This window comes from Sinorhizobium prairiense (genome assembly GCF_029201645.2).
GTDB lineage: Bacteria > Pseudomonadota > Alphaproteobacteria > Rhizobiales > Rhizobiaceae > Sinorhizobium > Sinorhizobium meliloti_A.
In genome coordinates this window covers 430,510-453,900 of record NZ_CP104130.1, presented here as the reverse complement: position 1 = coordinate 453,900, position 23,391 = coordinate 430,510, and the positions used below count along the sequence as shown (strand labels likewise).

At 56.8% G+C, this 23,391-nt stretch carries 15 protein-coding genes and 7 pseudogenes; 8 read left to right on the top strand and 14 right to left on the bottom strand.

Features of this window, described 5'->3' with window-relative positions; all coding sequences use genetic code 11:
• Positions 1-205 precede the first annotated feature (205 nt).
• From N0Q91_RS02185 to N0Q91_RS02160, 6 genes and pseudogenes are all read right to left on the bottom strand, one after another.
• Positions 206-1,279, bottom strand: a pseudogene (locus tag N0Q91_RS02185) (mannose-1-phosphate guanylyltransferase/mannose-6-phosphate isomerase); the annotation flags it as partial.
• Positions 1,280-1,303: 24 nt separating this feature from the next.
• A pseudogene (locus N0Q91_RS02180) lies at positions 1,304-2,727 on the bottom strand (phosphomannomutase).
• 24 nt (positions 2,728-2,751) lie between these two features.
• Complete coding sequence (locus tag N0Q91_RS02175) at positions 2,752-4,479, bottom strand: ABC transporter ATP-binding protein (protein WP_275596395.1); 1,728 nt, start codon at positions 4,477-4,479, stop codon at positions 2,752-2,754.
• A 158-nt stretch (positions 4,480-4,637) separates the two neighbouring features.
• Entirely contained in the window at positions 4,638-6,644 is a 2,007-nt protein-coding gene (locus N0Q91_RS02170) for a carbamoyltransferase family protein (RefSeq protein WP_275596154.1), read from the bottom strand.
• A 3-nt stretch (positions 6,645-6,647) separates the two neighbouring features.
• The gene (locus tag N0Q91_RS02165) at positions 6,648-7,907 is read right to left on the bottom strand and encodes a glycosyltransferase (protein WP_275596153.1); all 1,260 of its coding nucleotides are present in this window, start codon (positions 7,905-7,907) and stop codon (positions 6,648-6,650) included.
• Positions 7,908-7,922: 15 nt separating this feature from the next.
• Entirely contained in the window at positions 7,923-9,617 is a 1,695-nt protein-coding gene (locus N0Q91_RS02160; RefSeq protein ID WP_275596152.1) for a carbamoyltransferase family protein, read from the bottom strand.
• Positions 9,618-10,703: 1,086 nt separating this feature from the next.
• Here N0Q91_RS02160 and N0Q91_RS02155 point away from each other — a divergent pair.
• Positions 10,704-10,969 (top strand): annotated as a pseudogene (locus N0Q91_RS02155) (transposase); the annotation flags it as partial.
• A gap of 200 nt (positions 10,970-11,169) precedes the next feature.
• On the opposite strand, the pseudogene N0Q91_RS02150 reads toward N0Q91_RS02155, so the two are convergent.
• A pseudogene (locus N0Q91_RS02150) lies at positions 11,170-11,977 on the bottom strand (IS110 family RNA-guided transposase).
• 64 nt (positions 11,978-12,041) lie between these two features.
• Between N0Q91_RS02150 and N0Q91_RS02145 the strand changes: the two are divergent.
• Positions 12,042-12,629 (top strand): annotated as a pseudogene (locus N0Q91_RS02145) (DDE-type integrase/transposase/recombinase); the annotation flags it as partial.
• A gap of 204 nt (positions 12,630-12,833) precedes the next feature.
• Here N0Q91_RS02145 and N0Q91_RS02140 read toward each other — a convergent pair.
• Positions 12,834-13,135 (bottom strand): annotated as a pseudogene (locus tag N0Q91_RS02140) (transposase).
• A gap of 424 nt (positions 13,136-13,559) precedes the next feature.
• Here N0Q91_RS02140 and N0Q91_RS02135 point away from each other — a divergent pair.
• The 3 genes and pseudogenes from N0Q91_RS02135 to N0Q91_RS02125 all read left to right on the top strand — a co-directional run.
• Positions 13,560-13,723: pseudogene (locus tag N0Q91_RS02135) on the top strand (helix-turn-helix domain-containing protein); the annotation flags it as partial.
• A gap of 638 nt (positions 13,724-14,361) precedes the next feature.
• Positions 14,362-14,502: a hypothetical protein gene (locus N0Q91_RS02130; protein ID WP_275596151.1), complete on the top strand. Its 141-nt coding sequence runs from the start codon at positions 14,362-14,364 to the stop codon at positions 14,500-14,502.
• Positions 14,503-14,656: 154 nt separating this feature from the next.
• Positions 14,657-15,280, top strand: a complete 624-nt coding sequence (locus N0Q91_RS02125; RefSeq protein ID WP_275596150.1) for an FMN-binding negative transcriptional regulator — start codon at positions 14,657-14,659, stop codon at positions 15,278-15,280.
• A 99-nt stretch (positions 15,281-15,379) separates the two neighbouring features.
• Here N0Q91_RS02125 and N0Q91_RS02120 read toward each other — a convergent pair whose 3' ends face one another.
• From N0Q91_RS02120 to N0Q91_RS02095, 6 genes are all read right to left on the bottom strand, one after another.
• Positions 15,380-15,778 (bottom strand): beta-barrel domain-containing protein, encoded by a 399-nt coding sequence (locus N0Q91_RS02120; protein WP_275596149.1) that lies wholly within the window; start codon positions 15,776-15,778, stop codon positions 15,380-15,382.
• A 51-nt stretch (positions 15,779-15,829) separates the two neighbouring features.
• Positions 15,830-16,696 (bottom strand): HlyD family secretion protein, encoded by an 867-nt coding sequence (locus tag N0Q91_RS02115; RefSeq protein WP_275596148.1) that lies wholly within the window; start codon positions 16,694-16,696, stop codon positions 15,830-15,832.
• Between the two features lie 182 nt (positions 16,697-16,878).
• Positions 16,879-18,123, bottom strand: a complete 1,245-nt coding sequence (locus N0Q91_RS02110) for an ATP-binding cassette domain-containing protein (RefSeq protein ID WP_275596147.1) — start codon at positions 18,121-18,123, stop codon at positions 16,879-16,881.
• On the bottom strand, positions 18,026-18,757 hold the full coding sequence (locus tag N0Q91_RS02105; protein WP_275596146.1) for a calcium-binding protein: 732 nt from the start codon (positions 18,755-18,757) through the stop codon (positions 18,026-18,028). Before N0Q91_RS02105 ends, N0Q91_RS02110 begins: the two co-directional genes overlap by 98 nt.
• A gap of 185 nt (positions 18,758-18,942) precedes the next feature.
• A complete protein-coding gene (locus N0Q91_RS02100) occupies positions 18,943-19,209 on the bottom strand; it encodes a hypothetical protein (RefSeq protein WP_275596145.1) in 267 nt (88 codons plus the stop codon).
• 220 nt (positions 19,210-19,429) lie between these two features.
• Positions 19,430-19,732, bottom strand: a complete 303-nt coding sequence (locus tag N0Q91_RS02095; protein WP_275596144.1) for a hypothetical protein — start codon at positions 19,730-19,732, stop codon at positions 19,430-19,432.
• 1,236 nt (positions 19,733-20,968) lie between these two features.
• On the opposite strand from N0Q91_RS02095, the gene tnpA reads away from it, so the two are divergent.
• Genes tnpA through tnpC form a run of 3 tightly spaced genes read left to right on the top strand, consistent with a single transcriptional unit; the run spans position 20,969 to position 23,368 of the window.
• The gene (tnpA, locus tag N0Q91_RS02090; RefSeq protein WP_275596143.1) at positions 20,969-21,391 is read left to right on the top strand and encodes an IS66-like element accessory protein TnpA; all 423 of its coding nucleotides are present in this window, start codon (positions 20,969-20,971) and stop codon (positions 21,389-21,391) included.
• Positions 21,372-21,725 (top strand): IS66 family insertion sequence element accessory protein TnpB, encoded by a 354-nt coding sequence (tnpB, locus tag N0Q91_RS02085; protein WP_018857828.1) that lies wholly within the window; start codon positions 21,372-21,374, stop codon positions 21,723-21,725. The genes tnpA and tnpB overlap by 20 nt, the downstream gene beginning before the upstream one ends.
• Positions 21,726-21,778: 53 nt before the next feature.
• Entirely contained in the window at positions 21,779-23,368 is a 1,590-nt protein-coding gene (gene tnpC / locus N0Q91_RS02080; protein ID WP_275596142.1) for an IS66 family transposase, read from the top strand.
• Positions 23,369-23,391: the final 23 nt, after the last annotated feature.

The window sequence follows — 23,391 nt, the reverse complement described above, 5'->3', positions numbered from 1 at the left end:
GTTCCAACTGAAACGACGGCGGTGGATCAAACGCATGGGGTGGGCGGTCGTGGTCGACGGCATCGACCGGTAGGCCGCACCAGGTGTGATGCACCATTGCGATCGCGGCACGCAGTGGTTCTGCCGGGCTCTCGCGAGACACTGGCCGCCAACGGCCTGATCGGCTCGATAGGGTCGTGGCAATACATTTTCCATGTCAGGTGAGCTTCGATGTCGTCGGCTTAGTCTTTAGGTGCTCGACGACCTTGCTGACATTTTGGCTATCCTCCATGCGGCCTACATACACGACGTCTTCGCTAGCGATAACGATGAGATCCTCAAGTCCGCTTACGACAAGATGCGGACCATGAGATATGACCAAAGAGCTTCTTGTCCTGACCAGCGTTGTACCTTCGGAGGTGACATTTTCGTCCTCATCTTGCATACCTGTCTTCCATACTGAGTCCCAACTGCCAAGGTCAGACCATTTGAAGGCAGAGGGAACCACAGCCGCATTTGAGGTCTTTTCCATGATGGCGTGATCGATCGAAATACTTGGGCTTTTCTCGAAAGCCTGGCGGTCGAGACGAAGAAAGTCGGGCTTTCTCACGGCCCGGGAGACCGCAGAATTGGCAGCCGCGAGCACATCGGAAGAAAACTCTTCCAGTTCCGAAAGCAACATCGGGACGGCAAACATGAACATGCCGGAATTCCAACAGAACCGGCCGGCGGACAGCATTTCAATCGCGACATCCAAAGCAGGCTTTTCCACAAAGCGCTTTACCGCACGAGCCCCGCTCGGAAGGGTATCTCCGACCTCTATGTAACCATAACCGGTAGCAGGTTGAGTTGGCGTGATGCCAAAAGTCACGAGCTTGCTGTCTGCCGCCGCGGCGCGAGCGGTGAGGCTTGCGCTTATATAGGTCTCGTCGACGACGATCCTATGATCCGAGGGCAGGACATGCATAACGGCGTTTTCGCCGAAGAGATTCGACGTTTCGAAAGCTGCGGCCGCAATCGCGGCGGCAGTGTTACGCGCCACCGGTTCGAGCACCATGCTGGCTAGGTCAACACCCAATTCACCCGCCTGTTCTGCCACAAGGAAGCGGTACTTCTCGTTTGTGACGACAATCGCGGGCTCGTAGACCGCGGAATCGGAGACCCTCGCTAACGTGTTCTGAAATGGCGTTTGACTGCCAATGAAGCGGATGAATTGCTTTGGCGCCGCGGCACGGGAAAGCGGCCAGAGCCGCTTGCCTCTGCCGCCCGCCATTATCACCGGAACAATTTTCTTGGTCAATTACATCCCCTCGAGGCTCGCCTGCTACGCGTCCGTGTCGTTCATCCACTCTCTCAGTTGATCGAGAGCGGCATCGAGCAGTTGCACAGCGGCTTTTTCCGTCGCCGCTTCGACGTAGCAGCGCATCTCCGGCGCATTGCCCGAAGCGCGAAGATGAACTATCCGCTGGTCCCTCAAAGTCACGCGAAGGCCGTCGATGTCGCTGGTTGATGAGACCTGGCCCATTCTCTGCAGGAAGAATGCGAGATTGGCCTCCGATGCGCGCAAACGGTCTAGTAGGTGAGCACTCGCTTCGGTGGGGAAATTCTCCAGCCGGCCGGACGCCGTAAACGGCAGACTGTACGACCGAACGATTGCAGAAAGCGGCTCTCTCAGGACAGCTATACGCGAGGCTGCGACCAAGATGGGCAACATGCAATCGCGAGTCGGCAAGGCGTCGATCGTATATCGGCCCGCCTTAAATGCGCTTAACAGCAGCAATCCGCCATTCGCCTCGAAGCCAACCACTCGCCTTTTTCCAGCAGCAATAGCCTCCTTCATACGGCCGATGACGAATGGAGAGCCGACTCTGGTTCGCGCGACCGAGAAACCAAGCGTCTCGATCCCTGAATTGGATGTAACAGGGGTGACGACCGCATCAGCCTTCAGGAATTCGGCAACCATCACCCCAAGAAGGTCCCCGCGCAGCGGAATGCCCCCTCGTCGGCAACGAGCGGCCGGTCGCCATCGGCGTCGGCAGATACGATGGCGTCAAGGCCATGGTCGCGAGTCCAGCCAACCAAAAGCGAGATTACCTCACTGGAAATCGCTTCTGTATCCACTGGTATGAAGTTCATGGAACGACCGAGCGGCACGACCTCCGCTCCGTAATGAGCCAGTATCTCGACGATCAAATCACGGGCAACCGTGCTGTGCTGATAAACGCCGATTTTTAACCCTGCCAACGCGCGTTCGGCCAGCAAGCTAACGTTCCGGTGATAGAAGAGATCGAGACACTCGGATGAATAGTCTTCGGCGACAGCAAGTGCACCGGCATTTGCATCTGCTGGATGTACGTCAGCGGCCAATCCGGTGATCGCCACCTCATCCGCCTTATCGATTTCGCCGTCCGCTTTGTAGAACTTGATGCCATTGCGATCAGGCGGGATATGCGATCCCGTGACCATCACACTCGGCGCTCCGTTAGCCATGCTGTAGAGCGCCAGCGCCGGCGTGGGCACATTCCCGCAGTCGGATATCCTAAAGCCGAGGCCGCCAAGGGCGTTGAAGCAAATTCTAGCAATCGCAGGGCTGGAATTTCGGAGGTCGCGGCCAATGAAGATGGGATCCCCCACCTTGGACTTGCCGCTCCCAATGAGATATCGCCCGAAGGCGTTCGCATAGAGCGACGCCCCGGCGCTAACTAGATCAATAGACAGGCCACGCAGGCCGCTGGTTCCGAACTTCAACGAATTCGCCTATAGACACAAGGATCAAATATCATGGAGATACTCCGGCCTATCTCCTTGCGCCAAAAGACGGCGATATACATTGCTCCTTTTACTCAGTTCTCTGAATGTGCCGACGTCGATGATACTGCCTCTTTCAAGGATGCATATCCTGTCGAACAGCTTAGTTACGTTCATGTTATGCACTGCGGCGATCACGACATTGTCTTTGTACTTTCTGATAACATGCGTATAAATTGAGAGCTCGTTGCTGGAATCAACGCTGCTGGTCGGCTCGTCCATCAGTATCACAATGCTGTCTTCGGCATGAAAAATGCCCCGCGCTAATGCAAGGCGCTGTTTCTGCCCTCCTGATAGGCTTGCACCACGCTCGCTCATTACGGTGTCGAGACCGTCCGGCAGACCACTCAGAACCTTATCGAAGGTGGAAAAGGCAAGCGCCCGTTTTATCGCCTCCTCGGACGCCGGCCTTCCAAGCGTGATATTGCGCAAGATTGTCTCCTCGAATATCTCGGGATGCTGCGGAATCAATGTCGACATCGCAGCAATCGACTGGAGGCTTTCAACGTTTTGCCCGTCGATCGAAACGTCGGCGTTATCCGGAGTGTAAAGGCCGGCGAGCAACATCAATAGCGACGATTTTCCGCAACCACTTTCGCCCACCAAGGCAATTTTTTCGCCTGCCGCAAAAGAGAACGAGCATCGGATAGATGAACGTTTCGAATCATGCATAAATCGAAGATCGTTTACTTCAACAGCGCGAAAGTGACGGGGAAGAGTTGATCCGCTGAACGATGATTGAATGTGACTACCGGAATCGAAATCGGCCAGGGATTCCATGTCAATCTCCCATTGGATTATCTTCTGGTATTCCTGAGCAAACGATCGAAACGTACTTGTAAACCGATCAATGTATTGGTATACGGCAGTAATATTGCCAGCCAGTACGGCGCCTTCTAACCGGATTTGTATATAAACATAATAGAAGACACCAAGAACCTGCAGCAATGTCATTAGCAGAGTAACAGCAAACCATTTTAGGGCGTTTACAAAGCCGTGCGCCCTCATATTAGGCGCGTAACCGTCGGAAATGGACGCAGCCAGGCGCGCCTCCGTATATTCTTGAATCTGATAGGCAAGAATTGTGATTATGTTCGACATTAGATCGACGAGTGTTGCAGATACCTTATGCCGGTTGTCGTTGATCACGCGATACCAGTAAGCCAAACTTAAATCAAAATGGCGTATCAATAGAAGCACTATAAAAGCAGTGCATAACGTATAAATTGAAATAGCTGGCACCAAAATACTGAGCGCCACAAACGAACCCAAGAAACAGGTAAAAAATTCCACGTAAACAAATTGCATCGTCGTGAAGTTAAACAAAGCGCTAGATGCAAGATTTATTCTATCAAGAACATCGCCTGTGTGGTGACTATTGTGCCATGCAACGGAGCGGGTCGAGATATTTCGGTAAGCATCGCGGATAAAGCTAGCTTTCGCGTTATAGGCGACGTGGAACTCAATATAACGGCCTAACCTGTGAAAAAGGTTAAAAGTAACAAAGAGGCCAATCCAAACCCAGAGCCAGGAGATAATCCTGGATAAGACCTCGTTCGGATCTAATAGCTGGACCGAATTGATAATTTGTGCGAGTACAACTGGGTAAAGTAACTCAGACGCGCTAGCGAGCGAATGTAATATATAGAACGTTATTATTAGGCGTCTCTCTCCGAATGAGTATCTCCACATCTGAGAAAACAGATATACGTACGACATGATGTTAGACTTTCCCGATCCGAAGCACGCCGAACGATCCGGCGCGTTTTAGGCTTCTCTTCGATCAAACGCGTGCTTTAGGCCGTTGAGCCGCCAAACAGATACTGCAAAGAGAGCTGCTAAAGAGTGGTTTAGAGCAGATGTGCAACACGTTCTGGCCGCACATCGATGAATCGCTCTCGCCAGAGCAAGAATATTTCCTCAGTGAGTTGACCACGATGCTTTGGCGAGACGCTGTCGACGAGGTGCGCTACCAGCGAGAATTCGCTCCCGAATTCACGCAAATATCGCGCTAAATGCCAGTTTTTCAACTCACGGGTATGACTTGGAGCGCGCCTCAGGAGGGTTCTACGCTGCCTGACCGTCGTAATCTCCTCTACCCATGCAGCGTCACTAAGTCTTAGGCTGGCGGTTGCGATAAGGCTCCTCACGTCTGAGCTCTTTTCGGCCATGGTGTTCTCGATAAGCAGGTGATCTAAATCGGTCGTCAAAAATGTCCGAATGGCGTCGGTCACGTTTTGGACGATGGGTTCATATCGGTTATTAAACGAGGTATTGAGAAGTACCGGGCAGCCCGTTCTATCCTTGAAAGCCGATATGAGCCTCCAAAAATCGGAGTTAGCAGATTTCGTGACGACTTGTACCCGCGCTGTCCCGTTGATATGAGTGACGGCGCCGAGTTCGGCTCGTTTCTCTTCTCGCACCTTGGTCACAAAGACCATGTGTTCCATGTTTGGATTCGATGGTAGCGGGATGAAATAGTCATTGAAGTCCTCCGCAAGGACTGCTGGTGCAAATGGGCGAAAGCTCTCTCGCTGCTTGATCGCGAGGTTGATCCGTTGCCAGTTTTCTCGAGGTCGAGGGTCTCCAAGTATGCTTCTGTTGCCAAGCGCGCGCGGCCCGAACTCGGATCTGCCTCTCGCCCAGCCGACTATTTTACCTTCAGCAATTTTTTCAGCTGCGGCCTCGAAGACGTCATCACACTCAACAATACGCAGCCCTCCTTCCCAAGTCTCGATCTCGCGACGAATATCCTCATTCTGAGGGAGCTTAGGGCCGAGGAGGGGAGAATACGGGACGGCAGGGGCGTCATGTGCTGATGGCCGCTGCTTGGCTATATAGATCGCCGCACCGAGCGCAGCGCCAGCATCGTGCGACGCCGGATGGACAAAAATGTTCTCAAATTTCTTCGTGTTGGCGATTAGACCATTCATCACGCAGTTCTGCGCGACTCCGCCTGAAAGGCACAGGTTTTTCAGATCTAGCTTAGCTTGCCACCAAGAGAGAATATCAACGACGACAACCTCTAGCAACTGCTGGACCGCGGCGGCGAAATGAGTCTTCCGTTCCCATTTCGTCGTGCGTGGTTCTGCTTGGCCGAGAATGCCAACGTTGTAGGCGAGATCCCCAAGTGTGGCGATGTCGAGGTCGTACGATCCGTCAGCATTGAATTTGTAAAGCTCGGATAAGAGTGAGAAATACCTCTGAGATTGTCCATACGGAGCTAGCCCCATTACCTTATACTCATCAAAATTCGAAAAACCGAGCAGTTGAGTGGCATAACGGTAAAAGTATCCAAGCGAGCCTCTCACTGGATAACTATGCACTTCCTTGATTTCATCCTTGATACCACTAAAAATGCTAAGTGATTCGCTTTCTCCATTACCATCGACGACAAGAATCAGGGCTTCTGTGAAACCTGAGCCGAAATATGTCGCAGCCGCATGGGCATGATGGTGCCTGACAAACTCGATTTTCTCGCGATTGATGTCGGTACCAAGCGCGCCCGAAATATTCCTCGTGAGGATATCACGCACTCCCTCTCTTTTTTCTATGCCCAATATAGTGGTATCCTTGGTCAAATTGGCCTCAAAAAAAGTTTCGCTAAAGAAGAATGCGAACTTTTCGATGTCTTGAATCGAACATCCAGCACCATCAATCGACGCTCTTATTGCCAAAGCGGGGAAGCGATTGGTGTGTTTTTGTCGGGAAAGCCTCTCCTCTTCTACTGCAAAGATTGGCTGACCATTCTTTACGATCGCAGCGGCAGCATCATGAAAATAAAGTGGCGAGAGTTTTGCATAATCGTCATCCAGCTCGGAGTATCTAGGACCACCGCTGAAACCTACGATGAACATCGTTCAGTTACCTCCGTCGACTGGATTAACTTGCCATATGTTTGCGAGTTCGCCCGCAATCGACTGCCAAGTCGGCAGCAGATGGGTGGCCGTCGAGGCGCTTGAGGCCATCTTTTCGCGCGCACGACGAGCATCGAACAATGACGCAGTTAACAGCGCGATTGACATGGCAGTCTCCCCGCAGAAGATCAGTTCCTTGATGCCGACGGGAAAGCCGCGTTGAGCCTCTTTCGTGCCGACGATGGGCAGACCGTGGGAAAGGGCATCGATTACTTTAATCTTGCTTCCCCCTCCAAATCTGAGAGGGCATAAAAAGACATGAGCGCCGTTAGCAACATCAGCGAATTTTTCAAACGGTCCGACATAGGTGACTTGCTCCGCTTGCGCAGTATGCGCTTCGAGCTCAGCGCTCATCCCTGTCCCGGCCAAAATCAGGTGGGCTTCAGGCACAATATCCAGGATTAGCGGCCAAACCTCGTCGATCAGAAAGTACGCGCCGTCTTCGCTTGGTGGCCAAGTATAATTGGCAACATACAATCCCGTTGGCGTCGGCGAGGGGGACCTTGATGTCCAGATAGCCTCCTTCGATAGATCCCCATCTACCGAGTTCTCGAGACAACGCGTGTTCAGCTCTGGTATGACTGACTTAGCGGTCCGTTCATCTTCCGGGGTAACGAAAATGCAAACATCTGCTGCGCGCCAGGCATCTAGCTCAATTCTGCGCACGATATCTGATGTATGCGCTCCAGGTGGCTTCCTCCCACTTACCGCGGAACGACCTGCATCAAGTTCAAACTCAATGTTTTCTTCCGTCAGGACAATCCGACAAGGAAGCCCCCTTGGCACATAACGCATCAGAAAGCACCCTTCGACATGGATGGTACTTGGTCTGATGCGGTCAATTAATTTGATGACCAAATCTTCACCGAACGGTGAATAATGTTCGCGAAGTCTAAATGACGTTACGTCAAGTGGAAGGTCTGGTTCCTGGTGCCTCAAGAGTGTTATCGAGCCGAACCTGTCGACTAGATTGAGCGCGTTGGCGCAGTCAGCATCGAAATTGTGCGTAAACCCAACATAATGAACGTCGAACCTCCCCAGCAAGGGTTCAAGCAGCTTGGATTCCCTCACCGCCCCGCCAGAATTTGGAGGAAAGCAAAACTTGTTTGTGAGGTACAAAATAGCCGGACGGTCACTTCGTGCACCAGGGTTGGACGAGCGCGACTGATAGAACACGTGTTCAGCGGGAAACAACCCATGCACGGTCTACTCCTCCTGTTACCTTCTTACGAGAAAATTGTTAATTGCTAGAGCATCGATGTCTTTCCTCAGGAAGAACTGTATAGAATCCTCGGCGCGGAAGCATATAGGTTCCCCCTTGCCATTAAGCGAGGTATTGATGACGATTGGAATCCCTGTTTTTTCCTTGACCCTATCTAAGACCAGCCAGTATTTTGGGTTGGTGTTCTTGGTGACCACCTGAGGGCGGGCGGATCCATCCACATGTACGACTGCTGGTATCCTGTTGCGGACGTGTTCTTTGACGTATGCGGCCACGATCATGAAGGGATTAGGAATGCCATCGAAGTATCCATCGAAACTCTCTTCCAGAACACTGGGTGCGAATGGCCGCCACAATTCGCGCTCCTTTATTTTGTTCAGCTTGATGAGCGTCTGCCGTTTACGAGGATTGGCTAGCAGACTGCGAGCGCCTAATGAGCGTGGCCCGATCTCTGCTCGTCCCTGATGCCAAGCGGCGATGCCGCCATCGGAAATTATGTCCCCGACAGCCTGACTGACCTCCTCGTTGGAAAGGCGAGTGAACGGCAATTGGGCATCAAGCAGCGCACGTTCTACATGCTCGTCCGTGTCCTCAAGGCTCCAGTATGGATGTGTCATACGGCTTGGCATGAATTTGGAACCGTAAAGTTCAGAGGAAACGAGAAGGGCTGCGCCGAGTGCAACGCCGGCATCGCTTGCGGCTGGCTGGACATAGATGTTCTGCGCGATGTTTGATCGAGCCAGCAGTCCATTGCCGGAGCAATTAAGTGCGACGCCGCCGGCCAAGACGATATTCCGGCAACCCGTCTCCTGGACCGCGCGGCGGGCCAGTGCCAGCACGCATTTCTCAAGTGCGTGCTGCGCAGATGCGGCGAAGTCCGCATATCCCATAAGCTCGTCGGACAGACCGGCGGAGTATGGAAAATGGTGGGACTGGAAGTGTTTCAGCAAGTCCGCATGGCGAAGATTAATACCTTCGCGGCCGACAGCATTCGCGTGTGTGCGCCGTGTCCAGATCTGGCCTGTTGCGTCGACGTCCGGCTCGATAGGCATTTTCATGGTTGGCCGGCCATATGAGGCCAACCCCATGAACTTACCCGCCTCCATCTTACCGAACCCAGCATATTCGGAGGCTGCTTCATAGAAAAAGCCGAGCGAATCCTCGACCCCATAGAAACTCTTGAGCTCTAGCTTGTTGTCGACGCACTTGTAGATCGCACTCGAGCCATCCTCACCCATGGCATCCATTACCAGAGCAGCGGCGGTTTCAAATCCGCTTGGAAAAAAGGCGCTTGCCGCATGAGACAGGTGATGCCGAACCGGTATGATTGGGGGAATATCATCCTGGGTGAACTGTGTGCCGGCGAAGAGGTGTTCAAACGAGTCGTAGGGAAGGACCGTTTTTCTTTCCTCCTCGCTCAGCCCCAGCCAGCGCGCCAAAGCGTCATGATCGGATCCTAGTGCGATGCAATCGAGGTCACGAACCGTGATGTCTGCGTAGTGCAAGCATTCGAGGAGCGCCTGACCGGGGGACTCGCCCGCAGCATGTTTTCGTCTGGACAGCCGCTCTTGTTCGATGAAGACAACGGTTTTCCCCTCATACAACAGGACAACCGAGGCGTCATGTGAGCCGTGGTTGACCCCGGCGACCCACCCGCTCTTCGCTTTGATGATATTTTGCTCGATCAACATCCCAACATGCCTCTCACCGAACGTAACCAGCTAGCCGCGTGTAATCCTCACCGCGTCCAGTGTCCGCAAACCGCCAAGGTACCGGTTATGTTACTCCCTGCTCGCAATGCCGCGTGTCTTCACCAGCAATTCGCCAGTTTCTCCGCGAAAGCGCGATGGGCCGCTTGCACGCCTCGCCCTAAAGCCCACCATAGGATTGACTTTATATTCTTCCTCAGGCGGCTGATCAGGGCAGGATGGCACGAGCCGTGGTCCGCTAGTCTAAGGTGCCCTCACAAGGGCCATGCTCTTTTGGCAGGGGCGAACTTCGCTTGCTCTCATCCAGCCCTGCACGTCAGACGCGAGCGGCATCATACTTTGGCTCAGGCGCATGGCCTTAGGGCCCTGGCCCCGAGTTGCCCCGCCGTCTCAGCCGGATGCAACGACTTGGTCGCGCCGCGCCTTCAGGTTCAACGGTGTTCCTGAAACCCGCCAGGAAATCTAGGAGCCGACGTGCGCGGTTCATGTTGTAACGACTCCGTTGCTGTGAACGTCGCAGTTCAAAAAAGCAAGAGCCATGCCAACCCAATGAATGTCGTTGCCTCAATATGTTGGCTTTTCTTCTCCGATTCTGGCCGTTCGTCTCCGGACACAGTTTTGTAACGCTTTCGACAATGTCGTGCTTCAGCTCTCGATCTTCCGCGCAGGCGCAGCCGGAAGGTGAGACATAACCGGTGGAAGTGCTAGCAAAGAATCACAAGAACGTCCTGGTTCTGGACTCACGCAAATCGCTCGATCTATAGCTGGCCAACATCGTCGTTGACGGAAAGCTCGAAATTTATCCGCATATCGAGAAAATGGGGCTGCTGTTTATGCAGTTCAGAGGCCACAAACTGGTACTATCTGCTAGCCCCTACGTCGGACTCATTCCACTGACGCCAACATTGTCAATCGAGGTGCGTCCGAAATTGCCGGTAAGCAATCTTGCCCGTGTGCTTGACTCTGCAAGAAGCTCTTTGAACGCTGTCTCAGGAATGGAACCGTCTCTACTTGGCCGGCCTATTCAGGACGGACGCATGAAGAACGCAGAGATTTACGGAAGAGCGGATTATTGCGGTGCTGAAGGAACAGGAGGCTGGCGCGAAGGTGGCCGACCTCTGCCGCAAGCATGGGATTTCAGAAGCGATTTTTTACAACTGGAAAGCCAAATACGGCAGCATGGAGGTCTCCGAGGCTAAGCGCCTGGAGGCGCTCGAAGAGGAGAACGCCAAGCTGAAGAAGCTGCTGGCCGAGCAGATGCTCGACGCCGCCGCACTCCGCGAGCTTCTTGCAAAAAATGTATGGTCCGCCCCGCAAGGGGTCGCGACGCCGTAGATGACGATTCCAGTTGCGTAAATGTATCCGGCCTCTCGCGAGTGGACTGCGGTTGCAGCCAGGCCATGATGAGATCCGCGCACGCCGCTCCCAATAAATGGTTCGGGCACGAAGCCCGCTTTTTTGCGCAGGGTTTACGGCATGCTGATCCACTGTTTCGTCATCACTCGTCCCGATCCTTGCAATCGAGCTGGAAGCCTCAGGCGAAGGCAGGGTCTCTGCGTTCGTAGAGTGCGCCCGGCTTGTTCAGAACGGCCCAGACGACGCGTGCCATCTTGGCCGCGAGGGCAACGACGGCTTTGTTGGGATGCATTCGAGCCTCAAGGCCGTCGAGCCAACTCCCCAGCCTGTCGCGCGTGCTGTCGAGATGTCGGAAACACGACTGTGAGCCATGCACCAAAGCTTTCGGACGTATCGATTGCCGCGCTTGCTGATCCCCAGCAGCGTTTGCTTTCCTCCGGTCGAGTATTGTCTGGGCACCAATCCCAGCCACGCCGCTAGATCGCGAGCTTTGCGGAACTGCTGCCAATCGCCGATGGCGGCCAGCAATGCGGTCGCGCCCAACGCGCCGATCCCCGGGATCGTTATCAACCGGCGCGCAACGTCTTCGCGATCGGCTATCGCTTCGATCTCCTTGGTGACTTGGCGGATGCGCTCTTCGAGGCGCAGGAGATCGGCGTGTAAATCGCCGCCTCGGCGATCGCTTCAGCGTCGATGATGTCGTTTTTGTTCCACTTGACGTAGGGCTTCACAAATTGCGCGGGGATCAGATGGACCTTGTGGCCGAGCGCCTGTATCTTGCGGGCAAGCCACCGCGACCCGGCACAGGATTCCATGCCGACTATGCTCGGATCTGCGCGAGCAAAGAACTGGTGAAGGGTGTCGCGTCGAAAGCGCACCCGCTGAACGGGTGTACCGTCGCGGCTCAGACCAACCACGTGGAAGATATTCTTGCCGATATCAATGCCATAGACCGCGGCCGGCCGCGGCAGATTGCGATGAGCCATTTGCTTCCTGCTTAGGTTTGGCCGCCTCATGATGAGCGAGGAGGACGGGGCGGACCATCCCATTATGGTAGGGCCTGCCGCCAAGCGTGAAGCCGTCGCGCATCTGAAGGCCGTCATGGGTCTCTCGGAGCGGCGGGCCTGCCAGATCATATCCGCTGACCGGAAGACGGTGCGCTATCGGTCATGTCGACCGCTGGAGATCGAATTGCGTGCGAGGCTGCGAGAACTCGCAACCGAGCGACGGCGCTTCGGCTACGGGCGGCGGTTCATCCTCCTCAAGCGGGAGGGAGAGCCGTCCGGGGTCAAACCGCATCTATCGGCTGTATCGCGAGGAAGGGCTTTCGGTCCGCAAGCGGAAAGCCAGACGGCGTGCCGCCGGCACGCGTGCGCCGATCCTCGTTGAAGCGCAGGCCAAAGCCCGCTGGTCGCTAGATTTCGTCCACGACCAGTTCGCCTGCGGCAGGCGCTTCCGCGTCCTCAACGTCGTCGATGACGTCACGCGCGAATGCTTGGCAGCCATCCCCGATACGTCCATTTCCGGGCGTCGCGTCGCACGGGAATTGACAGCGCTCCTCGAACGGCGCGGCAAACCGGCATGATTGTCTCCGACCATGGGACGGAGTTCACGTCGAACGCGATCCTCGCCTGGTCGGCATGTCTACGGCCTTTAGTTGCGGCGCGTTCATGCCGCTGGCCCTGATGAAGTCCGCAGATCGGATCCCAGACAGGTCAACGCGCTTCTAAGCGGCACCCACTGAGGGGTTTGTCCGATCCCGGCTCGACCGTTCGTCATCACACCATCAGCACCTCACCGACTTCTGTATCCATCGCGAATGCTCATTTGACTGCGGTGGCCTCAAAGCGTTTGACCGTCGCCATCAACGCCCAGACGATCCGGGCCATTTTGTTCGCCAAGGCAACAGCGACCACGTTGTACGGCTTCTTCGCCCAGAAGCTCAGCGGCCCAACGTGTCGGCGCCGCTTTGGCCTTGCGGCTGAAGCGGAGGACCGCATGCGCCCCGACGACGAGAAGCCGGCGGAGATAGGGATCGCCCTGTTTGCTGATCCTTCCGAGGCGGTCCTTGCCACCCGATGAGTTTGCCGCGGCACTAAGCCTATCCACGCCGCCAACTGTCGGCCGGATCTGAAGAGCGACACGTCTGTCCCTGTCGCGGTGATCGCGCTGGCGGTGATTGGGCCAATTCCAGGGATCGTCTCGCGGCGCCGGCTCAGTTCATTTGAACGATGCCAACCATGAATCTGGCGATCCACGGGTCAACGATATAGCGACGCCGCTGACGCCTGCCCGGCGGCAGCGGAGCTGGCTTGACGGAAGCGGCCCAGTGACCGATGCGATCGGGCTGTCCAAGTCTATTATATTCGCAGTTCACCCCTCACGATCGTCACCGTTTACCTCAACTGATGAAATGCAAGGTCCCGTTGGTGAGTAACCCGGCTTAGCTGGTCGGATCGGGGGCTGGCGTCAGCACTAGTGGAGATCTGAGTGCCGCAGTTCTAACTGGCTGGCGGCGCCGCATCTCTAATCAGCTTGGATAGTTCGTGTAGCGGGGTGGGTTCAAGGATGAAGCGCGACTTGCGACAGATCGATGTGGATGAACGTCGCGGGTCGCTCGCTGGCGAGCGGCCGGCCTGAGCGCCGCTCTCATCGCCGAGAAGCTTGGGCGGCATCGTTCGACGATTTTCCGCGAGCTCAAGCGTAGTGCTTTTGAGGATCGGCAGGTGCCCCGATCTCAGATGCAGGCTGATCGGAGGCAGGAGCTTGGAGCGTGGTAAGTGCGCTATAGTCACTTCTCCGTGGCGTGCGTTGTCGGCGAACTATTTAAGGCTCTCGATAACATGCGTGCCATAGCTTTGCGGTTTCTGGGTTGCTTATGATGGTTACGTGATTGCCTGGAATTGGAAGTGCGTGGATCGCCGCCGCACTCAAAACGAGGTCCCAGCCGCGCATGAGCGATTTTGCCTCTGAGCCGATCGAGCTCTTGCTCCCCTCACGGCAACCGGGGAAAGGATCAGCTGCATAAAACTGATGTATCTCAATCGGTAGGGCTGGAACTCGATACGATTGTAGTGCCCTTGAAAATAGCATCCTCAAGGCGTCATAGTAGAGATCGCGTTGTGGGATAATCGCCCCGATTTGCTGCGCCTTTCGAGCCACTTGACCGCCTCGGCTGCCCGAAGGGCAGAACGGACGCTTGCGCGACGAATGCCATTGTGGAAAAAACCAACGCCTTGAGAGGCACTATGACCGTACGCATTGCTTGCCTGTATTGCTCTCCTGACAGCGGCCTTTGTCGCGATATAGACCTTCTCTTCTCCTTCTACGGCCGCGCTGGCCAATTCCATCGTGGCGAATCGCGATTCCGATGGAACAGCTGAAGGTTATCGCCGACAGTTATGCCGTCAGCGTCATCGACACCGCCCACAAGGTCCGTTCGGGCTCGCTGTCGGCGGCAGAAGGCGCATCAAGCGTCAATCAGAGGGAAAACTTGTGGCCAGACCGGTAGATGCCGTGAATGATCTGGTCGCGAAGGTCACTGCAATCTTGCGCATTGCCCCCCCGTTTTTCCTGCGGCTTAGTGGCAACTGGCCCACTACCAAGACTGGAGTTCCTCATAAGCCCGAGAGGCCTCATAAGAGCTACAAAGCAAGGAGAATTCGATGTACAGCCCAACGGCTTTTGTAATGGATGATCTCCACAATCTGCATGCCACGATGCGGCAATGTCGTACCGCGAACTTCATCACCGCTACTGTCAACGGACCTATGGCGACCCTGCTGCCGATGATTATCGCCGAAGAAAAGGGTGAAAATGGCGTGCTGTACGCTCACCTCGCGCGGGCGAATGACCAGTGGCGCATGCCAGCAATCGGAAACGCCTTGGCCGTGTTTGTCGGCCCCGAGGCTTATGTCACCCCATCCTGGTACCTCTCTAAACAAGAACATGGCAAAGTGGTTCCGACCTGGAATTATGCGGCCGTCCATGCCTCGGGACCGTCAGAGTTTTTCGACAATCCAGATCGTCTCCTTGATGTTGTTGACCGTCTCACCAACCTGCATGAAGAGGGTCGGGAAAAGCCGTGGTCCGTGGGCGATGCACCCGCAGCGTTCATCACCGCACAACTTGGAGGCATCGTGGGAATGCGGATGCCGATCGTAAATATGGAAGGAAAGCGTAAAATGAGCCAAAACCGACCGGGGCCGGATCGTGCAGGTGTGAAGCGGGCTCTATCGGAAAGCTCAAGCGAGATGGATAGAAACGTGTCCGCTATGATTCCGCGCTAGGTCTTGCTGTCCAGCAGATTTCAGGAAGATCCGAACCCCGCAATCCGTCGACGCGACCGGAACCGTTGGTGATCACGTCAAGTCCCCGCGAGCGCGGCCTCAGCTTTCCCGCAAGCCTCTGCGAAAGGCCGCCCCAAAAGGTTCGATCGTGTAGTCGAAGGCGGTTTGCTCGGCCGTCGCGATCAAGACCTCCGCAGGCATTCCCGGAACGAGGACAATGCCCTTGTCGAGGGAGGCAAGCTCTTCGTGCGGCACCTCCACGCGTGCGAGATAGCAGGCCTGGCCTGTCGCCTCGTCGACGATGCGATCGGCAGAGAGACTTCGGACCACGCCTTGCACACGCGGCAGGCCCCTGTTTGAAAATGCGGTGAGGTGAACAGTCGCGGTAAGCCCCACTGTCACGACATCAATATCGCCAGGAGCTATCCGCGCGTCGATGAGCAGGCGCTCCTCGGTCGGCACGATCTCGAGTATCGAGTTCGCCGGGGAGGATAACACCGCCGATTGACTTGAAATGCAGGTTCACGACCTTGCCGCTGACCGGAGCGGTCACGGTCGTTCGAGCAGGACGCCCTGGCTTGCATTGAGGCGCTCCGAGACGCTCGCCAGCTCCGCGCGCACTCTTTCGAGTTCCGTCGACGTTTCCTCCGAGCGCGTGGCGCGCAGTGGGATGCGTTGGGTCGCGATTTCGCCGATCTTCTGCCTGATCTCGGCGATCGAGCCGAGATACCGACCACGCTCGCCCTGGGGGGCGGCTTGGAATCGCTGAAGTGTCAGTACTTCTGGCTCGGTGACGAGTGCCTTACTGAGCAGCTTCCCCTTTCCTGCGAGTTCCTTCGCGGTAAGTTCGATCTGTCGGTCGGCGCTTTCTACTTGTGCATTCAGGGCGCTGATTTGCTCCCTCAACTGGTTCTCCCGGTCGTCGAGAACCTGCAGCTGGGCCGCAAATGACGCACGGCGCATTTCAAAGATCTGCCTCTGAACGACCTCGCGCAGCCCAGGATCGTCCTCGGCCAACATTTCCTTCGGGAAGAGGATCGCATCGTTGCCCGCCTGTTCCGCAAGCAAGCGCAGCCGCGTTGCCGAAAGGGTTCTCGACTGCTCCAGAAGTAGTTCGTTCGCCGCGGCCGCCTGAGTGCTTTGAAGGACCACGATCGGGTCGCCGGCCCGCACTAAGTCCCCGTCCCCGACTTTCAGCGCCTGAATAATTCCGCCTTCCAGGTGCTGTACGGTCCGCCGGCTTCCGTCCGGGCTGATGACGCCGGGAGCTATCGCTCCGGACGCGATCGGGGAAAGCAGCGACCACGCAAGGCCGCCAAGGACGAAGATGACGATTACGGCAAAACCAAGCCGGACCGGACCCTTGATTACCTCGCGCACCGTGAGGGATTCCGGCAGGGCCTCTTGGCGTGGCATCCTGTTCCCTGGAAGCGCAACTACATTCGACTGCCGCTTGCCACAGGAATACCCTTTACATTTGAGGATATGAAGCGTTCAGCGAAATCCTTGTCGTCTGCACGGCTCATTCGCCGATCCTTTCCGTGAGGCGCGGCGGAGCCGCGGCGGCACCGCGCAGTTGCGGCTCGGGGCGCTTTGCCTCACCGCCGCCAGCTGAAGTCTGCCGAGGACATCTCACGCGCGCCGAAGAGTTCGACGCGGCCTTCACGGAGGAACAGGATCTTGTCGGCCTGAGCTAGGGTCGAGGGGCGGTGGCCGACGATCATGAGGGCGGCGCCGCGCTCCTTCAGCGCCCTCACCGCGGCGGCGAGCGCTGTCTCGCCGGACTGGTCGAAATTCGCGTTGGGTTCGTCCAGGATGATGATCTTGGGATTTCCGAACACGGCACGCGCCAGGCCGATGCGCTGCCGCTGGCCACCCGACAGCCGTGCGCCTGCATCGCCGATCGGCGTCTCGTAGCCTTGCGGAAGGCGTTGGATCATCTCGTGGGCGTGCGCCAGCATCGCTGCCTCAACGACTTCGTCGTCATCCGCCCTGGCCATGCGGGAGATGTTGTCGCGGATGGAGCCGGAAAACAGCTCCACGTCCTGCGGCAGGTAGCCGACATAGCGGCCCAGCTGTTCCGGGTTCCAGTGGTGGAGCTCGGAGCCGTCGAGCCTGATTTCTCCACCCGATGGTGCGGCAATCCCGGCAATCAGGCGACACAGCGTGCTCTTGCCGCTGGCCGATGGTCCGATCACCGCCAGGGCCTCGCCAGGCGTCAGGCGGAAACTGACATTGTCTATCACATGCGCCTTGGTCGCGGGCGCAAAGTAGGAGACATGGTTGAGGGAGATTTGTCCATAGGGTTCGGGCAGGCGTATCCGCTGGGCTTCCGCGGCGATACCCTGCAGGCGCGACTTCAGGCGGTCATACGCGATCCGCGTCGCCAAGAAGTTCCGCCAGCTTCCCATCGCGACTTCGCCGGCAGCTGAGGTCGAGTAGTCGGAGGTGTCGAGTCCTCCCTGGCCGACGATCTGGTCGGCTCCGGCGCCGCCGGTGAAGGTATTGTTCTTGCCGTCGCCGACCAGGATGTCATCCTTGCTCGAGGCGATGATGTTCTCGATGTTCACCAGAACGTCACCGGCCGCCGCGCCGCTGACGACGCCAGTTCCCAGATTGATACCGACGGCGCCGCCAGTGGCATAGCTCACGGTGTCGTTTCCCGCGCCGCCATCCATCTGGTCGGGCTCAGTGCCTGCTAACATCATGTCGTCGCCATCACCGCCATTCAGAATGTCGCCGCCGTTAAGGGGATCGCCGTCGCCACCGCCGCCGTTCAGAAACGTCGTCGCCGGAGCCTGCCAGGAGCTCGTCGTTGCCGTCGCCGCCTTCAAGAATGTCATTGCCGATCGAGGCGTTGAGGAAGTCGTCGCCAGCGCCGCCGCGTAGGGTGTCGTTGCCAAGACTCGCCGAGAGGGTGTCGTTGCCAGCTCCGCCGTCGAGGACGTCGTCGCCGTCGCCGGCGTTGAGCAAATCGACGCCGTATCCGCCGTGCAGCACGTCGTTGCCGAAGCCGCCGTCAAGGACATCATCGGCTCCGGCCTCGTCTTCATCCACCCCGTCCGGAATGCCGTCCATGTTCTCGTCGTCCGGCACACCGTCGATATCGACATCGACCATGCCGTCGCCTACGAGGAGATCGTTGCCGTCCATGCCGCGCAGGATATCCTCTCCGGCATTTCCGACGAGTTGGTTGTCGAGTCGATTGCCGGTGAGCAGGTCGCTTCCGGCTGAACCGGCCAGGTTCTCGATGCTGCTCAGCGTGTCGCCGGCGGCGTCGCCTCCGTAACCGCGCGATGTCCGGCCGGGGTCGGAGGGAAGCGAAACGGTCACGGCAACGGCGGAGGTGGAATAGTCGGCGGTGTCGGTGCCTGCCCCGCCGTTCAGCATCTCCGCGCCAGACCCGCCGCGCAAGATATCGTTGCCCGCATTGCCGTTCAGCGTGTCGCTGCCCCGCGCCGCCGTCGAGATAGTCATTGGCCGGTACTCGAGGCTGCCACCGTGATGTCGTCGTTTCCGACACTGTCGTCGACCCTGTTTCGTCCTGGACCGTATAGCTCGTCGAGTGGCTGCTGCCAAAGTAGATGTCGGCCCCGCCATAACCTCCAGCAGCGCAGTTGCGACCGCGTAAGCATCGCCGTCGGGCTACTGCGCAGCCGCGATCACACTACGGAGGCCGACGCGGAGTCAACATATGTGCCGTCGGAAACGGTCGCGTTTACCTCGAGCTGGGCCAACGTATCGGTCCCCACGGCTGTGGCATCGGCCTGAACTCCCACGCCGAACCCTGTGCCCTCGGCGTTTGACGAATCCCCGAAGAACACCGTGGTCTCAGAGGCATAGGAGGTTTCGGAACAGGGATCGCTACCGGCTTCGCTGATTGAGGTCGAAACGCCGGTGCTTACGATGGATGTACGGGTCGTAGACATGTGCACTCCTCCCCATCTGATCTATTTCGTCAAAACACCATACACCTGACGTTGGTCGATATCAGACGTTCAAATGTTGCATACGTCCAATGGTCCTGGAAGGTCCAAGGCTCGGAATCGCTATAAGTCTTTGTGGGAGAGTCAGGCGAAAGTAGCTGTGTCTTTGGGAGCGGCGGCGGGGCCGCTTGGCTCGGGCGTACGGAACTCGCCGTGCGGGCTGTTATCCGAGCAAGGACAAAAGGCCGCCGAGTTGCAGGAATAATTGAGACTCCTGCACGTCCAGACCGTCGTCAGCATCAAGCGAGATCGCTCCGAGCAGTCCCGCTTCTGGGTAGTTGAAGATCCCCCTGCGCGGCATGCCGCCATAACCCGGGTTCAGCGCGAAAAACTCGTCCAGCGTCAGTTCGGAGCGGCGGTCAACACTATCGAAGGTGATCACGATGTCATCCGCATCGCGGGACGAACGCTGCATGGTGAACGCGCCTCGCCCGCGTGACACGTCTTCCAGTCCGAAAATGGCCAAGCGATCGCCTTGTCCGATCGCAGCTGCTCGAGCACTTCGTTCTGACGCGGCGTCAGTCCCTCATTTTCACTCTTATAATCGTGCGCCTGGCTCTTCACAGAGAGCGTAGTCGATTGGCATTGGTGGAGGAGGGCCTCGCGAGGAAAGAATGTTCCACCACCAAGGACAAAAGTCAGCGCCTGGCGAGCGATCCCAGGCTCCATGCTCGTGGAGAGGAAGGCCTGTTTGCCAATCTGGGCGGCCACGATCGCCTCCTCGGCTTCCATTCTGTCGGAAATGATTGCGCGCGGCGCGTTCGGAAACAGCTCGCGCGCGCTCTTCGCCCAGTTCTGCAGAGCCCTCGCGAAGGGACGATCCTCCTACGCTCAAATGACAAATCGCACTACCTCTGCCAATTGGCTGTGCGACGGCATCTCGTCGGGAGAAATTCCAACGGTCTCGAGACCGTTCGCACCAGCCCACTCGTCCACCAGTGATGTAATCCCTGCCCGACGTAAGTCCATTGCGTCGATAACAAGAACGAATCTTCGTTCTGATTTGTTGGACATTGTACTCCCCCATCTACATGGCGTCAGTGACTAGTAAAAAATAGCATCTATTAATAAGTATTTTGCCAATCAAATATCATTTTATTATGTCACCCGTATTAACGAATGTATGACGACAATGAACGTCTATTTCGTACTACTCCTTTCGTTGCAAGCGAGCTGCGGCTATATCCTATAGTATTATAATATGCTTTGCTCCATCCGCAGGGTAGATCGTTTATGGCCACTAACTTTCTGTAGGATCCCGCCCATACCAACAAAATTGCCTGTACCTAGCACAGGTTGCGATCTAGAACAAACTTCAATTGCAAGCCGCCTTGTTATCTAAATAAGCGATCGAGCCTCATACCCCCGAGGACGATTGTTCGCGGCGCCAGTCATGCGACTGCCACCTTCTTCGTCGAGGAAACTTTGGCATCTGCCTCCTGTTTTAGAACTTCCGAATAAGAAGTTTGTGACAGTTTTGTATCCGCCGCCCCGGTTTCTTCAAGGAGCGGAAAGGCTAGAAACAGGCAGCTGGACTTATTTGGTCAGCCGTTACCAGAAGGTTGAACACGTAGACCGCGATTAATGCGATCGTCAGTGCCACCATTAAAGTTGGAGCGTAAGCGCGAATTTCTGCGCGCCTTCTGAAGCGCAGTGCTCTGAGGCATGAAGTGTCCACCAAAAGATAGGTGGACACCAAATCATGGATGAAGATGCTCCTAAACTGCAGGTGCGGCTTGTTGGTCGCGACGGTCGCCGTCGATATGACCCTGCCTCAAGAGATCAGCTTGTCGCGGCGTGTTTAGAGCCCGGCGTTTCGGTCTCGCGGCTGGCGCTGGAACATGGCGTCAATGCAAATCTCGTTCGGAAGTGGATGAAGAAGGCCAGAGAGGAGCGTCCTTTGCCTTTGGTCTCGGCGTTCGTTCCGGTTCAGATTGCTCCGGATATGCACTCGTCTTCTGCCAGCGATCGACTGACGAAGACGGAGCCATTGGGCAAGCGCTTTCATGCATCCAAGGTGAACGCGCTACTGCCGAACGGGGTCAGCCTGACGGTGGAATGCAGCGATGTTGATGGACTGGCGGCGATTATAGGAGCGTTGAGCCATGTTCAGACTGGGCGCTGACCTCAAGGTCTACCTGCATCGGGAACCGATCGACTTCCGCGCGGGCATCAACAGCCTTGCGGTTCTGGTGCAGGAGGTAATGGAGCTCGATCCCTTTGCTCCCGCGGTCTTTGCCTTTTGCAATCGCCGTCACGACCGGATGAAGCTCCTGTTTTTTGATCGGTCCGGTTTTGTGATGGTCCTGAAGAAATTGACGGAAGACAGGTTCCGTTGGCCCCGCCGGGAGGTGCCGGTCGTTGTGCTGACGACAGAACAGCTCCACTGGATTCTCGACGGCATCGATATCGACGCGATGATCCGCCATCCGGTGCGGCAATATCAGATCGCCGGTTGAAGGTGGCGAATTGAGCTGTTGACGCAGAGGGGCGGTTCAGATTCAAGAATCGGATGGTACGAGCCGGCGATCCTGACATTGCAGTGCTGATGGCGCAGTTGGCGGCAAATGCTGCCGAAATCGCTGCGCTTAAAGCCGAGAAGGAAGCGCTCTCGCGACAGGTCGTCAAGCTGGAAGAGGAATTGGCGCTCGCAAGGCTCCATCGCTTTGCTCCGCGCAGCGAAAAGTACGTTGATCGCCTCTTCAACGAAGCCGAAGAGGCCGCAGACGACGATGATCGTGATTATGGCGACGACGTCGCCGATCTCCCGGATACAGGCTTGCCGGCGGTCGATAGCACTGCGGGTAAAAAGCGGGGCCGCAGACCTCTGCCGGAAGACTTGCCGCGTGAGCGTGTCGAATATGACCTTCCCGACGATCAGAAGGCTTGTCCATGCTGCGATAGTCAAATGCATCGCATGGGCGAGGCCGTGACCGAGCAGCTCCATATCGAGGTCAAGGCAAAGGTCCTGCAGAATGTGCGGTTCAAGTACGCTTGCCGCCATTGCGATCGCACCGGGATCAACACGCCCGTCGTGATCGCACCGATGCCGAGGCAACCCCTGCCGGGCAGCATCGCGACGGCCTCGACACTGGCCTTCGCGCTCGTCCATAAGTACGTCGATGGCACACCGCTCCACCGCGTGGCGCAGACATTCGAGCGGGCCGGCGTTCCGATCAGCCGTGGCGCTCTTGCTCATTGGGTCATCGGTTCGAGCGAGAGGCATCTGCACCGCATCTATGACGCTCTGAAACTGCGGCTTCAATCGCAGCCTCTCATTCATGGCGATGAGACGACGGTTCAGGTCCTCAAAGAAAAGGACAAGGAGGCCACCAGCACCTCGTATATGTGGGCGTACCGCAGCGGCGAGGACAGTCACCAGCCAATCGTATTGCTCGACTATCAGCCTGGCCGCGGCCAGATCCACCCGCAGACCTTCCTCGGTGACTACCGCGGCATATTGGTGAGCGATGGCTACACCGCGTGGCGCACATTGCATGGCGCAACCCATGTCGGATGCATGGCTCATGCCCGGCGGCGCTTCGTTGAGGCCCTCAAAGCCAGAAAGAAAGGTGGCGGCCCGCCGGAGCAAGCTCTCAGGTTCTTCGAGCAGCTCTACCGGATCGAAAGGCAGGCTCGAGACGAAAAGCCCGACGTCGGTGAAACGCAGGCCGACTGCATTCACCGTTTCCGGCAACAACACAGCTTGCCTGTCCTGACCGCCCTGAAGGCGTGGCTCGACAACATCGCGCCGAAGGTCGTGCCGGATACCAAGCTCGGCGACGCTGTGTCCTACACACTGAACCAGTGGGATTACCTGACACGCTACACCAGCGACGGCAGGATGCCGATTGATAACAACATTCTGGAACGCGACATCAGAGTTTTTGCCACCGGAAGAAAATCGTGGCTGTTCAGCGATACCGCTGACGGAGCCAAGGCCAGCGCAGTGATCTATAGTTTGATGCTGACTTGCCGCGCCTGTGGCGTCGACCCACTCACCTGGCTGCGCCACGTGCTCACTGAGTTGCCGCAGCGCGACGAAGCGGCCGACATCGGCGACCTGCTACCGTTCAACTTCTCCAAAACCTCTGCGGCGTAATAGAGCCGGATATCGCTACCGAT

Bases quoted from the DNA above. Each gene is read 5' to 3' on its own strand.
- N0Q91_RS02160 (WP_275596152.1), bottom strand. From the start codon at position 9,617: ATGTTGATCGAGCAAAATATCATCAAAGCGAAGAGCGGGTGGGTCGCC.
- N0Q91_RS02100 (WP_275596145.1), bottom strand. From the start codon at position 19,209: ATGTCTACGACCCGTACATCCATCGTAAGCACCGGCGTTTCGACCTCA.
- N0Q91_RS02125 (WP_275596150.1), top strand. From the start codon at position 14,657: ATGTACAGCCCAACGGCTTTTGTAATGGATGATCTCCACAATCTGCAT.
- tnpC (WP_275596142.1), top strand. From the start codon at position 21,779: ATGGTACGAGCCGGCGATCCTGACATTGCAGTGCTGATGGCGCAGTTG.
- N0Q91_RS02175 (WP_275596395.1), bottom strand. From the start codon at position 4,479: ATGTGGAGATACTCATTCGGAGAGAGACGCCTAATAATAACGTTCTAT.
- tnpA (WP_275596143.1), top strand. From the start codon at position 20,969: ATGGATGAAGATGCTCCTAAACTGCAGGTGCGGCTTGTTGGTCGCGAC.
- N0Q91_RS02130 (WP_275596151.1), top strand. From the start codon at position 14,362: ATGGAACAGCTGAAGGTTATCGCCGACAGTTATGCCGTCAGCGTCATC.
- tnpB (WP_018857828.1), top strand. From the start codon at position 21,372: ATGTTCAGACTGGGCGCTGACCTCAAGGTCTACCTGCATCGGGAACCG.
- N0Q91_RS02115 (WP_275596148.1), bottom strand. From the start codon at position 16,696: ATGCCACGCCAAGAGGCCCTGCCGGAATCCCTCACGGTGCGCGAGGTA.
- N0Q91_RS02105 (WP_275596146.1), bottom strand. From the start codon at position 18,757: ATGACTATCTCGACGGCGGCGCGGGGCAGCGACACGCTGAACGGCAAT.
- N0Q91_RS02170 (WP_275596154.1), bottom strand. From the start codon at position 6,644: ATGTTCATCGTAGGTTTCAGCGGTGGTCCTAGATACTCCGAGCTGGAT.
- N0Q91_RS02110 (WP_275596147.1), bottom strand. From the start codon at position 18,123: ATGACATTCTTGAAGGCGGCGACGGCAACGACGAGCTCCTGGCAGGCT.